The 13175-nt window shown below is 40.2% G+C and carries 14 protein-coding genes; 3 read left to right on the forward strand and 11 right to left on the reverse strand.

Features of this window, described 5'->3' with window-relative positions:
* Positions 1–139 precede the first annotated feature (139 nt).
* Together ACZYRN_RS13410 and ACZYRN_RS13415 are read right to left on the reverse strand one after the other, a co-directional pair.
* The gene (locus ACZYRN_RS13410) at positions 140–1330 is read right to left on the reverse strand and encodes an FAD-dependent monooxygenase (protein WP_488912105.1); all 1191 of its coding nucleotides are present in this window, start codon (positions 1328–1330) and stop codon (positions 140–142) included.
* Positions 1331–1573: 243 nt separating this feature from the next.
* Positions 1574–2941 (reverse strand): MFS transporter, encoded by a 1368-nt coding sequence (locus ACZYRN_RS13415; RefSeq protein ID WP_488912106.1) that lies wholly within the window; start codon positions 2939–2941, stop codon positions 1574–1576.
* Between the two features lie 395 nt (positions 2942–3336).
* On the opposite strand from ACZYRN_RS13415, the gene ACZYRN_RS13420 reads away from it, so the two are divergent.
* Positions 3337–4098 (forward strand): IclR family transcriptional regulator, encoded by a 762-nt coding sequence (locus tag ACZYRN_RS13420; protein WP_488912107.1) that lies wholly within the window; start codon positions 3337–3339, stop codon positions 4096–4098.
* Positions 4099–4449: 351 nt separating this feature from the next.
* Here ACZYRN_RS13420 and ACZYRN_RS13425 read toward each other — a convergent pair whose 3' ends face one another.
* The 3 genes from ACZYRN_RS13425 to ACZYRN_RS13435 are packed head-to-tail and all read right to left on the reverse strand — an operon-like array spanning position 4450 to position 7014.
* A complete protein-coding gene (locus ACZYRN_RS13425; protein ID WP_488912108.1) occupies positions 4450–5562 on the reverse strand; it encodes a cupin domain-containing protein in 1113 nt (370 codons plus the stop codon).
* Positions 5563–5584: 22 nt separating this feature from the next.
* Positions 5585–6070: a DinB family protein gene (locus tag ACZYRN_RS13430; RefSeq protein WP_488912109.1), complete on the reverse strand. Its 486-nt coding sequence runs from the start codon at positions 6068–6070 to the stop codon at positions 5585–5587.
* 5 nt (positions 6071–6075) lie between these two features.
* Positions 6076–7014, reverse strand: a complete 939-nt coding sequence (locus tag ACZYRN_RS13435) for a fumarylacetoacetate hydrolase family protein (RefSeq protein WP_488912110.1) — start codon at positions 7012–7014, stop codon at positions 6076–6078.
* 170 nt (positions 7015–7184) lie between these two features.
* On the opposite strand from ACZYRN_RS13435, the gene ACZYRN_RS13440 reads away from it, so the two are divergent.
* Positions 7185–7943 (forward strand): IclR family transcriptional regulator, encoded by a 759-nt coding sequence (locus ACZYRN_RS13440; RefSeq protein WP_488912111.1) that lies wholly within the window; start codon positions 7185–7187, stop codon positions 7941–7943.
* 285 nt (positions 7944–8228) lie between these two features.
* Positions 8229–8453: a hypothetical protein gene (locus tag ACZYRN_RS13445; protein ID WP_488912112.1), complete on the forward strand. Its 225-nt coding sequence runs from the start codon at positions 8229–8231 to the stop codon at positions 8451–8453.
* 15 nt (positions 8454–8468) lie between these two features.
* Here ACZYRN_RS13445 and ACZYRN_RS13450 read toward each other — a convergent pair whose 3' ends face one another.
* The 6 genes from ACZYRN_RS13450 to ACZYRN_RS13475 form a co-directional block, all read right to left on the reverse strand.
* Positions 8469–9446 carry a bile acid:sodium symporter family protein gene (locus ACZYRN_RS13450; protein ID WP_488912113.1) on the reverse strand — a complete coding sequence of 326 codons (978 nt, stop codon included), beginning with the start codon at positions 9444–9446 and terminating at the stop codon, positions 8469–8471.
* 92 nt (positions 9447–9538) lie between these two features.
* The gene (gene wrbA, locus ACZYRN_RS13455; RefSeq protein WP_488912114.1) at positions 9539–10150 is read right to left on the reverse strand and encodes an NAD(P)H:quinone oxidoreductase; all 612 of its coding nucleotides are present in this window, start codon (positions 10148–10150) and stop codon (positions 9539–9541) included.
* 135 nt (positions 10151–10285) lie between these two features.
* Positions 10286–10684, reverse strand: a complete 399-nt coding sequence (locus tag ACZYRN_RS13460; protein WP_488912115.1) for a DoxX family protein — start codon at positions 10682–10684, stop codon at positions 10286–10288.
* A gap of 56 nt (positions 10685–10740) precedes the next feature.
* Positions 10741–11682: a ring-cleaving dioxygenase gene (locus tag ACZYRN_RS13465; protein WP_488912116.1), complete on the reverse strand. Its 942-nt coding sequence runs from the start codon at positions 11680–11682 to the stop codon at positions 10741–10743.
* Positions 11683–11743: 61 nt separating this feature from the next.
* Entirely contained in the window at positions 11744–12169 is a 426-nt protein-coding gene (locus tag ACZYRN_RS13470; RefSeq protein ID WP_488912117.1) for a MarR family winged helix-turn-helix transcriptional regulator, read from the reverse strand.
* A 431-nt stretch (positions 12170–12600) separates the two neighbouring features.
* Entirely contained in the window at positions 12601–13137 is a 537-nt protein-coding gene (locus tag ACZYRN_RS13475) for a GNAT family N-acetyltransferase (protein WP_488912118.1), read from the reverse strand.
* Positions 13138–13175: the final 38 nt, after the last annotated feature.

Raw genomic sequence — 13175 nt, forward strand, 5'->3', positions numbered from 1 at the left:
GTCTAAAGACGATGGGCTTTCCCGTTCGGAAAACTTGTAACCCCGTCCATTTGATATGGCGGGGTTACCTGTTGTAGACCTTCAAACTTCCTCTTTTTTCTTTTAAAAAAGAGCCCTGTAAATTACAGGGCTCTTCACTTTATTTCACTAAACTTTTATTTTTATGATAGCCATATAGGAAATCCGTTGCGCTGAAATCATTTGCTTCGCGTGATTTGAAGATCGTATCACGGAGCAATAAAGCCAATTGATCTTCTGCATGGATAATTTCGCCCCACGTTCTTGCATTCGTTTGCACTTTTGCTGTACGCGGAATACGTTGTTCTTGATAGTTTTGGAAAACTGTTGCGTAATCTCCGTCATTTTTCAGCAGTTCATCTGCCATGCATGCTGCATCTTCAAGCGCCTGGCAGCCGCCTTGTGCCAAGTATTGAAGCATCGGATGAGCTGCATCGCCAAGAAGTGTAATGTTTCCTTTTGTCCAGTTATTAATTGGCAAACGATCGTACATCGGCCAGCGGATTTGACGTTGGATGAAGGAAAGAGCATTGACAACGAGCGGATGGCATCCTTCAAAGCGTTTATCCATTTCCTCTGGTGTACCCCAGTCATCTGATCCTTCTTTATATTCAAATGATTTAAATACAACAACCTGATTGTAAAGTTCACCGCGACGAACCGGATATTGAACGAGATGAAGATTCGGGCCAATCCACATAATTACGTCATCAAGGTTATTGTCAGCTGAGATTTCATTAATTGGAATTGTACCGCGATATGCAACGTATTCAGAGCAAATAGGCTCATCATCGCTAAATAGTTTTCGGATATTCGATTTAAGGCCGTCTGCCCCGATCAATGCTTCTGCCGCAAATGTTTCACCACGTTGGTTCGTTACTAAGACACCGCTTTCATTTTCATCTGCAGATTGGATAGCTTGATCATTGAATAACGTAATTTTATTCGATTTTTGGCACGCTTCAAGCAACACTCTATGCAAATCGGATCTGTGCATAACAATATATGGCTGACCGTAACGTTCTTGAAATTCCTCACCAAGATCCAATACTGTTAATTCTTCTCCTGTATACACATCTTTTAATACAAGACGTTTCGGGAATACAGCCAATTTATTAATTTCATCAATCAGTCCAAAACGATCCAGAACCGCCATTGCATTTGGGCCAAGTTGGATGCCTGCGCCTACTTCACCGAATTGGGGGGCTTGTTCAAGAACAGCTACAGTTTTCCCTGCTTCGACCACACCAAGTGCTGCTGCAAGTCCACCAATACCGCCGCCAACTACGATTACTTCGCTTACATGTTTCATATAATTTCCTCCTCTTATATTCCACTAATAGAGAACCTTGTCTATCATTAATATAATTCTAAATTATTTCTTTATATCTGTCAACCGCTTTCATGAAATTTGTCCATTCCCTTTATCTTCTTTTTTCATTTTTAGTAAAAGAGGATGTACTTGAATCAAAAGATAAAGAACAAAAAGCAGGTACGATGAAATATCATACCTGCTTTTCACATTCTTTATTTAGTTCTCATATCAAACAGTGGCTTATTCCGCTAATTTAGCGTCTGCCATTTTGATTTTCTCTTGCTCGGATTTCTTAGTCCGATTAAGATAATAAGCTCGCTTTGCAGGTACAAAAGATAAAGCGATAGCCGCAATCAGACCTGGTATAGCAAACGCAATAAAGTTGAATTGAATCGGTAATGTAACGGATAATAGGAATCCTCCTAATATTGGACCAAGCATTCCACCCATTCGACCAATTCCAGAAAACATTCCTAGAGCTGTAGAACGCATAGTTGGTGAATAATATTGTGATATATAAGCTTGAACAATATTTTGAGCTCCAATTGTAGCAGCTCCTGCAATCGCTACCAATAAATAAATGACAAATGTATTTCCGCCAAATCCAAGTAATGTTAGGGCAATGGCACCTGAAGCATACATGGGTACAAGCATTTTTTTGGAACCATATTTATCACAAAGACGCGCAATAATGAGCGTCCCTATAATCGCTCCACCTTGAAGCGCAATCAAGAAACCTAAGCTTGAATTCAACGCATAACCCGCTTCAATCATTAATTTAGGCAACCATGTATTCAAACCGTATACCATTAACAAACAAGTAAAGGAAGCAATCCAAAACATAACCGTACCTAATGCTCGTTTTTCTTGGAACAATCCTACAACTGGAACTTTAGATTCCATTACTGGAAGTTCCATGAGCTCATCATCTTTACTATACGTAAATTTAGGGTCGACTTTTTTCAGTATGCGAAACAGCTCTTCCTTTTTACCCGTTTTAGCTAAGTAAACTGCAGATTCAGGAAGTCTTTTATACATCAACGGTAACAATACTAATGGAAGTGCAGCAAACCAAAATACAGATTCCCAGCCAAATGCCGGCATAATTAAAATTCCCAGTGTCGGTGCAAGCATCCCACCAACAGAGTATCCACAAAGAACGATAGAAACAGTCATACTTTTCATTCTTTTCGGAGAGTAGTCCGTTAATAGCGCAATAACATTTGGCATAATGCCGCCAAGTCCTAAACCAGCTATAAAGCGATAAATAGAGAAAGTAGTCGGATCATCTGCAAACCCGCATAATGCAGTAAATAAACTGAACAATATGAGCGAGATAGCCGTTACTTTTTTTCTGCCAAGACGATCTGCCAGTATCCCTAAAATCATCGCTCCGAACATCATACCGAATAATCCGTAGCTACCCATCGCTCCTGCTTCGACCGTCGATAAGTTCCACTCTTGAATCAACTTGGGAACAACCGTTCCAAAAACAACTAAATCATATCCATCAAATAAAATAATCAGAAAACACCACGCTAACAAACTTAAATGAAAGCGGTTAAATTTACTATTGTTAATAATTTCAGCCGCGTTGACCTTCACCATACTGATCCCTCCAAATGAAATTCCGAGATTTTTAAAGCGCTTACTTTTTATAAAAAAAGTATTTCCCCATTATTCTCACGATTTTTATTATAAAAATAATGGACGCTGTTTCTTAATAGGAGTATAAAGGATCTTGAACTATGTTTCAATAAAAATTTAAAAATACTTTTTATTATTCAAAAATTATGCGTATTGATTGCTTATAAAAAGCGACCGTAAGCACACCTTTTTTCAAACAGGTTCATGATCTCTACTTGTTTTTCTTGCTCCTTCACCGTACGATATAGAATAAACAAACTATTGAAAGAGAGGTGATTTCTGCACTAAAAAAGGCCCGAACAGTCTAGTATAGATGAATTGCTCTATTTATCTATGTTTTTAGTAGCAGGGAAGATATGACAAAAAATAAAAGTCCACAAGGAATTCAATCACTGCAACTTGGCATTAATATTATCGATGTCTTTCTAGAACAGGGAAAACCATTAAAGTCTTCTGATGTTCAAGAATTAACTGGCATGACGAAAAGCAATTTGTACAAATATTTATACACCCTTACCCAAGCCGGTATCTTATACCGCGATCCCATTCAAAATGCGTATTCACTCGGCAGCCGGCTGATTGAATATGGAAATGCAGCTCTCGGCAACACAGACATCATTGGCCGTATTATCCCTCACTTAAAGGACATCAGCCAGCAAACGTCTCTAACAACATTATTGGCAATTTGGTCACATGATGGTCCCGTTATCGCCCACATATGGAACGCTAACTACGGCATTAACATCGGCGCTCAAATTGGTGCAAAGTTGCCACTTTTGTCATCATCCGGAAAGATATTTGCTGCTTTTATGAACGGAGCAGAAGCACGCGATTGGGAACTGCGGGAACTTAGCAAATTGACAGAAGTAAAACGGAAAACGTTCATCGCTGAACGTGAAGAGATAGAAAAAAACAAGTTTACATGCGCAGTGGAACCGCTCATTGAGCACATTTCATCATTTAGCGTACCTCTTCTTGATTTCGAAAAAAATTTAATCGGTGCACTAACTATTGTCGGTTTTACACCGCATATTCCAACCAATGCAGATGATGAAATCAGTCAATATGTAATCCGGCAGGCCTATAAAGTTTCAGCATCATTCGGTTACCGTCCATAAAACCATTCTTCACTGAATGGTTTTTTATTTTTTCCCGCATTAATGGGCAGACTTTGAAAAGAAAAGAAGGCTGCATTTAGGATCAGCTGTCCGTAAAAGTCCGATTGGTTCGGGCCGAGCTGAGCGCCTGGTCACTCAGATAGTGTCGCAGAACGCAGACTACGACCGTCACTTCCTGTGACAACGTCTACATGACCCACATCCTATGGGCCTAAACCCCCCACGAAATGAAGTTTCACTTTATCATGCGAATCCGCTCCGCTTTTTTGCGTCTAAAGCAATACAAAAAAATGCCTGCCGCTATATTTCAGCAGCAGGCACATCTATATCAACAAGCAATTCTTTTCATCCTTAAGCTAAGAACGGTTTGAACTCAGATGTCACTTCTTGTTGACCATTGTTTTTATCATACGCTTCTTGTTTTTCAATATCGAATTTTTCCATGATTGGAAGGTCATTAACAGTGAAGAAATACGTATCTTCCGCTGCCACATGTTCAACCCAAGCCCAGTTTGGAACAGCAAGGAAATCTCCTTCTTCCCAATCGAAACGAACACCATTAATAATGCTGTATCCAGAGCCTTTATAAACTTGATGGATCGATGCACTTGTATGACGCTGTGCTTTCGTACGGAAGCCTTTAGGGAACTTCTGAATCCAAGCAGCAATCGTTGGGTTCGCTGTTTGACCAGTAGAAGGGTTAATGAATTCTACAGCATATCCTTCGAATGGATCCGGGTCAAATTGGCTTAATGATTCAATCGCCTTATGTGTGTGTTCCCATTTGTATGATCCTAATGGTGCAGTAGACGGTTTACGATCCGTAACAGGACGTAACATACCTGCAGCGTAACGTTGTGAACCGTAGTTATCCGGTACTTTCGGTTGTTCAATTCGTTCTGGATAGTTTTCAAAGAATGTGCCACCCAACGCATAAATGGTTGGTATATCAAGAACATCTGTCCAAATCATCGGTTTTGTTCCTTCATGACCATGACCATGCCAAAGGTCTTTCGGTGTAATTAAGAAATCTCCTTCTTCCATGAAGATTCTTTCACCTTGAACAATACTATACGCGCCTTCCCCCTTCGTAATGAAGCGGAGTGCATTTTGGGAATGGCGGTGAGAAGGAGCCACTTCACCAGGTTGAAGCAATTGAACCGCTGCATAAAGAGTTTGCGTTGTAGAAGCCCAGCCCCAAGGCTGACGATAATCTAAACCAGGGTTTTGTAAATAAATCGCTCTTCTTTCCCCGCCACGGTCTGGAGTGAAAATTTGAGCCGCTTCCATTAACTTCTTCTCGAGTAAACTCGCTTTCCAAAGATACGCTTTTGCATGTGGTTCTGGTGATTTATGCATCAATGCTGGAATTGCTTCCCATAGTGGACCAAGATTATATTGGCGAATATCTTTCGTGAAGTCTTGTACGATTTGACTTTTCATAAATTCAGTTGTTTCTGCCATCTTTATAACCCCCCTATAATAGTTACTTGCTTACTTTAGATAAGTTACGTTGAATTTGACCCTCGTGTTTATTGACATGCTGGTCAATTAAATGATCAATAATAAATGAAAGTGGTTTCGTACCAAAGTTAGGATTTTTGCTTGGTGCCTCAGCTGCCAGCTGCTCAGCAGTTATGTTTTCGATTCCGTCTTTTACCTGTTGTTTAACTTTTTCTAATTTTTGCAACATCTCATCCACGCTCACCGCGTCCACTGTGGCAGGCCTTACAGCTTCTAAACGAGGTTCATGCAGATGATTTCTCCCCCACTCTTTTCCGGGTGATTGAACAAGTTGATCAATTTCCTCTACCCAATAAGGCAATGCTTCAACAATGTGGGCCATAATTTGCATAATGGACCATTCATCTTCAGTTGGATTCCATCGAATCGTTTCTTCTGATAATCCTTTAACCGTTTCGATAATACGATCAATTGACTCACTAACGGAAGTAATCGCGTTTTGTGTCATACTTATTACTCTCCTTTTACAGCGCGTACTTTATTTTCTAAAACACCGACTTTTTCAATTTCAATGCGAACTACATCGCCATCTTTTAACCATACTTGCGGATCCATTGCTTGAATGACCCCGCCAGGAGTTCCTGTAATTACAATATCACCAGGCTCTAGTGTAGCAATGGTAGATAGGAACGATACTAATTTTTTAACCGTGAATACTTGGTTCGCCGTATTAGTGCGTTGACGCTCTTCACCATTTACTGTTAGAACCATTTCCAAGCTTTGCGGATCTGTCAATTCATCCGAAGTCACCATCCAAGGCCCCATTGGCAAACTGCCATCGACCGTTTTACCTTGTAACCATTGGAGTGTACGACGTTGGAAGTCACGATAAGTAACATCGTTAGCTACTGCATAACCTGCAACATAATCAAGTGCATCTTCTTCTGGAATATTTTTACCTTTCTTCCCAATCACAAACGCAAATTCTGCTTCATAATCTAATTGTTCTGAAATCGGGTAGAAAGGAATATCATCTTGTGGCCCAATCAGCGTATTAGCAAATTTAGCAAATACAACTGGATGAGAAGGAAGTTCACGTCCCATTTCAAGAATATGCTCACGGTAGTTGTGCCCTACAGCGAAGATTTTCCCTGGGTTTGGAACAGGAGCCCCAATTTTCACCTGTGATTTTTCGAATACAAGCGGTACATCGCTTTCATTGTTTCCAAGCGCATAAGCCACTGCTTCTTTTGCATAACTAAGGCTTTCAGCACCCCCCTGCAAAAATCCGGTCATGTCGGCAGGTACGTATGCTTCTGCAATTTGAGCTGCACGAATTTTCCCTTCAGAAGCAAGTTTCGCTTTGTAAGCTGCGTTTAGATCTACCACTTTTTCTCCTTCAAGAGACGCAATACGTGTTACACCATTATTTGTAAATGTGACTAATTTCATTTTTAGCATTCCTCCTGATTCCACTTTTAGTTAACACTGTTCTTTATTTATATAAAATTTATCGTATCCGCTTACAATTGTCAACATTCAAATCCACTATTTTTCAATTGGACAGCTTTCTGAAGTTATGCCATGATTATGTGAAAAAACTGATTGAAAGGAGCAATAAGATGGAAACGAATAAATCAGTGCCGGTTATCGGATCATTACAGACCGGTATGCATATTATCGAAACGCTTATTAAACAAGGCCAGCCGCTTAAGTTTACTGAAATTCAAGAGCTGACTGGCATTACAAAAAGCAATTTATATAAATACTTAAATACACTAACCATGCTCGGTCTGCTGTACCGTGATAAGAAACAAGGATCTTTTTTTCTTGGCAGCAAATTGATTGAATACGGCAATGCGGCTATTGGAAGTGAAGATGTTATCAGTCGCGTTACCCCATATTTAAAGGACATTAGCCGCCATACAAAACTAACTGCTCTATTGTCTGTCTGGACGCATGACGGACCTGTCATTGCTAACATATGGAGTGCCAGTTACGGATTAAATATCGGCGCCCAAATCGGCACAAAGCTCCCTTTGCTATCATCTTCAGGGAAAATGATTGCTGCGTTTCAGCCTACATCGGATGTCGTTGAATGGAAAATGAATGAACTAAAGAATTTAACGGATGATGAGAAAGATCAATTTGAACAAGAACTCGAGATTATTCGCCGCACCTATTTTTCATACGCCGTCGAACCGCTCGTCGATCACGTTTCATCATTCAGCGTGCCGATTTTAAATTATAAAAAAGAATTAGTTGGTGCTGTTACCATTGTCGGTTTTACCCAATTGATACCTGAAACGCCCGATACTACTATTAGCCAATTCGTTTTAAACAATACATTCGAACTGTCGGAATCATTCGGCTGGCATTAACTCTTGCCTCTCTTGAGTTTGCCCGCAGGCACAATTTGGAGAACGATGGACCGTTAATTTCACTATCATTCCATACCGTACATTCGAAAAGAGCTGGGTAAATGAAGATGAATACATTAATGATCAAGGTAATTTGTAAGCAGTCTCGGTTTACGGTTGCTTTTTTGTGGTCAATAGACTACGGCTTTTTAAAGCATATTCCCCACTTGACACATTTCATTAAAAGTTCACATGCAAGTTATGCTACACTGACAAAAAGAACATGAAAGGATGGACAGAAAGTTAATGAAACGATTTATTTTTGTCATTCCGGTTATGATCCTCGTTTTTTCAATTGCAACGTGGATGTTAAATAAAGATTTTTCCATGATTGACGCGCAGACACGCATTTTGATTGCCAGTGGAGCTTCTGTGTTTTCCGGCATTATTACGTTCTTTCTTATGCGCAGTGACATTGAACATATCACGGAAGCACACCGGGAAAGACAGGAAGCAAAACGAAAAAAATAAAGAAACGCCTGTCCATTATGAGGATAGGCGTTTTTGCTTAGATTTCTTGAATACTTTTTTTTCATACACGAGCGTGATTAAATAACCATGAAAAGCAGCAAGTAATTGTTGGAACAACATACAAACGATGACGGGAACTGCGACTTTTGGCGGAAAAAAGTTAACAGCAATGACCGCACCGGCACTAAAATTACGCATGCCGCTTGTATAAACGATGGCAACTGTATTTTCTTTGTTTTGTTTAAATACATATGCAATTCCCCATGAAAATAAATAAACAGATAATACAATAAGAAAGATCGTCACCAAAATCCCCAAAATTTCTAAATCGATATTTTTCACATAGGGAGCAATAACGGAACTATTGATTGCCACAACGACCGGCAATGATAGTTTTGAAAATGGCGATAATTTCTGGCCAATGCGGCTTGCCCTTTCCGCCTTTAGCCATTGATTGACACCCATCCCCACTAGTGATGGAATGACAATCATCCAGAAAAGTCCGTTCATCACATCCATAAAGCTCATTTCAACGTTACTTCCAACTAAAACAGATAAACTGAACGGTACGATAATAGGCGACAGCATCGTATCAATTAAAATAACCGCCAGCGACAGCGGTACACTTCCTTTATACATCGTTACCCAGATCATACTCGTAATCCCCGTTGGAATGACAAGGGCTAGAGTAATTCCGGTTACGGTCAATGGATCATGTGGAAAAATGAGCTGCCCAACAACGAGCGCCCACACCGGTGCAACAATATGCAATGTCACAAGTGCTATTACAATTGGAAACGGATGGGTCATCGTATGATGAAGCATATTAAAATTTGAATTCACACTGCCCGCAAACGTCATAAAAGCAAATAGCCATGGGACAATAAACACCCACGAATGCAAGTATTCGGCAGCGATGATCCCTGTTACGACACTAATCGGTGTCAAAATAGGCATCCATTTCCCGAGCAATGCATTCAATAATTGCAGCATAAATAAGAACTCCATTCAACTTTTTAAAAACATTGTATCATTTTGTCGACAAAAAAAGCGAACCGGCCTAACACCGGTTCACCGTTATCCACTTATTGATTCCCTTTTTTTACCCATTCCGCTACTGTCGCTGTCCGCTTTGCTTGATGTTTAACAGCAGCCTGTACATCTTCTACCATTTTGCCATTTTGGTCAACACTTACACTTGTACCATACGGATTGCCGCCAGCCGCAAATGTTGCCGGGTCTGTGTAACCAGGTGACGCAACGAGCGCCCCCCAATGATGCATTGTTGTATAAAGAGCCAAAATCGTTGCTTCTTGACCGCCATGCGCATTTTGTGCGGAGGTCATCGCGCTAACTACTTTATTTGCAAGCTTTCCGTGGAACCAAAGGCCGCCTGTTGTATCTAAAAATTGTTTTACTTGTCCTGGCATATTACCGAATCGTGTTGGTACGCTGAAAATAATGGCATCTGCCCATTCAAGATCATTCAGTGTTACTTCAGGAACACTTTTCGTTTCCTCTACATGCGCCTTCCAGGCTGGATTTGAATCAATCGCTGATTGTGGAGCCGTTTCAGGTACTTTTAATACTTTCACTTCAGCACCTGCCGCTTTTGCTCCTTCTTCTGCCCATTTCGCCAGTTGATAATTCGTTCCTGTTGAACTGTAATAAACCACCGCTAATTTTACATTTTCCATCGTTTGTTCCTCCTCATGATTAGATGATTTTCCAAATAATTTACTTAAAAACCCCATTTACTTCACCGCCGATTTGTTTTTGAAAATTTGCCTTACTTATTATGCTCATTTTTCTGAAGAAACAACCTTTTTTGATTAGTCTTTTCTTATTAGTCGGCCAAGAGAATACTGCTTACTGCCATTGATCGCAAGGTATAAGGCAATAGCCAATAATGCCACATCTAATTCATATCCCGCCATTTGCCCATTACCAAGAAACCCGACAGCCAATTTTACTTTCAACGTAGCACCGATCAAAAGCAACGCCAACAAAGCTGACACAATTTTCGTTCCAAATCCTACGATTAAGGCCATACCGCCGACCAATTCAATGATCGCTACAACGTAAGCAAATCCTCCCGGAATGCCGATACTGTCAAACCACCCTGCAGTATTTTCAATTCCCCCTTGAAACTTTACTAAACCATGAACAAAAAAGATAATCCCTAATACAACCCGTAAGATAAGGGCTCCAGCTTCTGTTTTTACTGACATTAAACATTTCTCCATTTCAGTTTTATTTATGATTTTTTCAAGCGTACTGAAATATATCAGCCGTTAAGTTCCCTAACTTCTACAGGGATCATCGTTTTCTCAAGCTTCTCTCTATGAATTTCATATTGCGCGGGCAGTTTTAAGTTCTCACCCATTGTGTCCCGCGGCTCATCATGAGCAAATCCCGGTGGGTCTGTCGCAATTTCAAATAAAATTTCTCCACGTTCTCTGAAATAAATGGCATTAAAATAATTTCTGTCTCGTACAGGCGTCACTCCATACCCATGCTGCTCAACGTGTTTTTTCCACGCTAATTGATCTTCGTCATCATCAGCACGCCAGGCGATATGATGAACGGTGCCGGTACCCATTTGACCACGGCCGCTTCGTGTTGTCTTTACGTCAATCACATTGCCGATATCTCCAGAAGAGCGAAAACGAACCAAATCCCCTTCTTGACCAATCAACTCCAGTCCCATTACTTTTTCCAACATTGCAGCTGTCTGTTCAGGCTGCGCAGAGAATAATGTAGCACCGCCAAATCCTTTAATCGCTACTTCCGGTGTCACACCGCCAAATGCCCACTCGCTTCTTTCTCCTGCTGCCCGTTCAACGATTTCCAAATGAAGACCATGAGGATCATCAAATTGTAAATACTGTTCACCAAAACGTTCTGTTTTTATGAATGAAACATTAAATTTTGCCAACCGCTTTTCCCAAAACTGAGTGGCTCCTTCCGGGACAACATACGATGTGACGCCTACCTGTCCATCGCCGATCGCTCCACGACGAGCACCGACCCATGGGAAAAATGTAATAATAGTTCCCGGCTTTCCACCATGATCACCGAAATAAAGATGATAGGTCCCTGGATCATCAAAATTGACCGTTTTTTTCACTAAACGAAGGCCTAAAACACCGGCGTAAAAATCAACATTTTCCTGTGGATGACCAACAATCGCTGTAATGTGGTGAATACCTACTGTTTTTTTAGTCACCTTTCTCCTCCTATTCCTTAAATTCATATATTTTTAATTCAAGATACATAAGCAAAAAAAATTATTTTTTGCTTGCATGAATCCCTATTTTCTTTAATAATTGAGTGACTTTTTCTAGCTCTTCTTCTGACAACTCTTCAAAAATTGAATCAACAGTTTTTACGTGCTCAGGAAATACTTCATCTATAAACTTTTTTCCTGAATGAGTAATTACGGCATAGGTGACACGGCGATCTTTCGGGCAATCTTTCCGAACAATCAGCCCCTTTTGTTCCAGTTTGTCGACGACATACGTAATACTGCCGCTTGAAAGCAATATCTTTTTGCCGATATGCTGAATGGGCTGATCGCCTTTATGGTATAAAAGTTCAAGTACCGCAAATTCTGTTGTATTTAACCCATACGCTTTAATATCTTTTCGCAATACATCCTGAACCGACTGTGAGGCACGCATTAACACGACTAACGCCTTTAATCTAGCATTCATTTTCTATCACTTCCAGTTCTTTATCTCAATTTAAATAATCTTTAATTCAAGATAATAATATCATGTCTTATTTCATCTGTCAATAGAAAAAGCAGCGCGTCATATTGACTCGCTGTTTTCCCTATTGGCTGTGTTCAACACCATCTTTTTGATTTATCTTCTTTTTTACACCTATTCAACGTACCATTCTCGTAAGCATGACGACAAATAGAAGCGTAACTCCTTCTCTTGGAGCAAAGATGGTCTGGGAATTTCTCATGTCAGCCATCGTTGCTTTTTTACTGACTGGCGAGTGAGCTCGGAGCATTACAACCTACCTCACTCGTCTCAGCACTTCCGTTCACCATTGTAAACGACTTGAAAAGGCAGTGAAAAAAGACCAAACTTAAGACCTAAAAGACCGAAAAAACACATCGCTTTTCAGTCTTTTTTTAATTTGTGTACTCAACCAGCCAGCAGTCATCTTTCTTTCCTTCATGCAATGTATGTTCAGGAAGAAGCTTCACTTTTTTAAATCCGCACTTTTCATAACAACGAATCGCTCGCTCATTCCACGACTGCGGATTCATGACAATTTTTTGTGCTTGCTCTTCTTTTGCTAAATATTCAACGATCGCTTTGACAAGCACTTTTCCGATCCCTTTATTCCAATGGTTGACTTCTCCGATTAATTGATCGGTTCCGTATATAACAGATTCGTCATCTGCATAGCCATATAGTTCTCTTTTTTGTTTACATAGCGGATAATACTGCGCATAGCCAATTTCATCACCATCAAATTCGATAATACAACGAGTGATATCTTGTTCATCGTTATAAAAATGCGCTTTCACTTTTTCTAAATCAAACGAGTTGTCACGCCCTTCATAAAATTCCAAGACGATTGGGTCAGACAACCATTTCACCAGCAGATCCTGATCCTTTTCTTCCAACGCGCGAACTTTCAGTTTCCCTTTTTGAAACAGCATGTCAATTTCCCCCCTGTTTCATATTGTCCTTATCATAA

The organism is Domibacillus sp. F004 (assembly GCF_057814295.1).

Bases quoted from the DNA above. Each gene is read 5' to 3' on its own strand.
- ACZYRN_RS13450 (WP_488912113.1), bottom strand. From the start codon at position 9,446: ATGCTGCAATTATTGAATGCATTGCTCGGGAAATGGATGCCTATTTTG.
- ACZYRN_RS13440 (WP_488912111.1), top strand. From the start codon at position 7,185: ATGGAAACGAATAAATCAGTGCCGGTTATCGGATCATTACAGACCGGT.
- ACZYRN_RS13415 (WP_488912106.1), bottom strand. From the start codon at position 2,941: ATGGTGAAGGTCAACGCGGCTGAAATTATTAACAATAGTAAATTTAAC.
- ACZYRN_RS13425 (WP_488912108.1), bottom strand. From the start codon at position 5,562: ATGGCAGAAACAACTGAATTTATGAAAAGTCAAATCGTACAAGACTTC.
- ACZYRN_RS13445 (WP_488912112.1), top strand. From the start codon at position 8,229: ATGAAACGATTTATTTTTGTCATTCCGGTTATGATCCTCGTTTTTTCA.
- ACZYRN_RS13460 (WP_488912115.1), bottom strand. From the start codon at position 10,684: ATGTCAGTAAAAACAGAAGCTGGAGCCCTTATCTTACGGGTTGTATTA.
- ACZYRN_RS13475 (WP_488912118.1), bottom strand. From the start codon at position 13,137: ATGCTGTTTCAAAAAGGGAAACTGAAAGTTCGCGCGTTGGAAGAAAAG.
- ACZYRN_RS13435 (WP_488912110.1), bottom strand. From the start codon at position 7,014: ATGAAATTAGTCACATTTACAAATAATGGTGTAACACGTATTGCGTCT.
- ACZYRN_RS13470 (WP_488912117.1), bottom strand. From the start codon at position 12,169: ATGAATGCTAGATTAAAGGCGTTAGTCGTGTTAATGCGTGCCTCACAG.
- ACZYRN_RS13430 (WP_488912109.1), bottom strand. From the start codon at position 6,070: ATGACACAAAACGCGATTACTTCCGTTAGTGAGTCAATTGATCGTATT.
- ACZYRN_RS13410 (WP_488912105.1), bottom strand. From the start codon at position 1,330: ATGAAACATGTAAGCGAAGTAATCGTAGTTGGCGGCGGTATTGGTGGA.
- ACZYRN_RS13420 (WP_488912107.1), top strand. From the start codon at position 3,337: ATGACAAAAAATAAAAGTCCACAAGGAATTCAATCACTGCAACTTGGC.
- wrbA (WP_488912114.1), bottom strand. From the start codon at position 10,150: ATGGAAAATGTAAAATTAGCGGTGGTTTATTACAGTTCAACAGGAACG.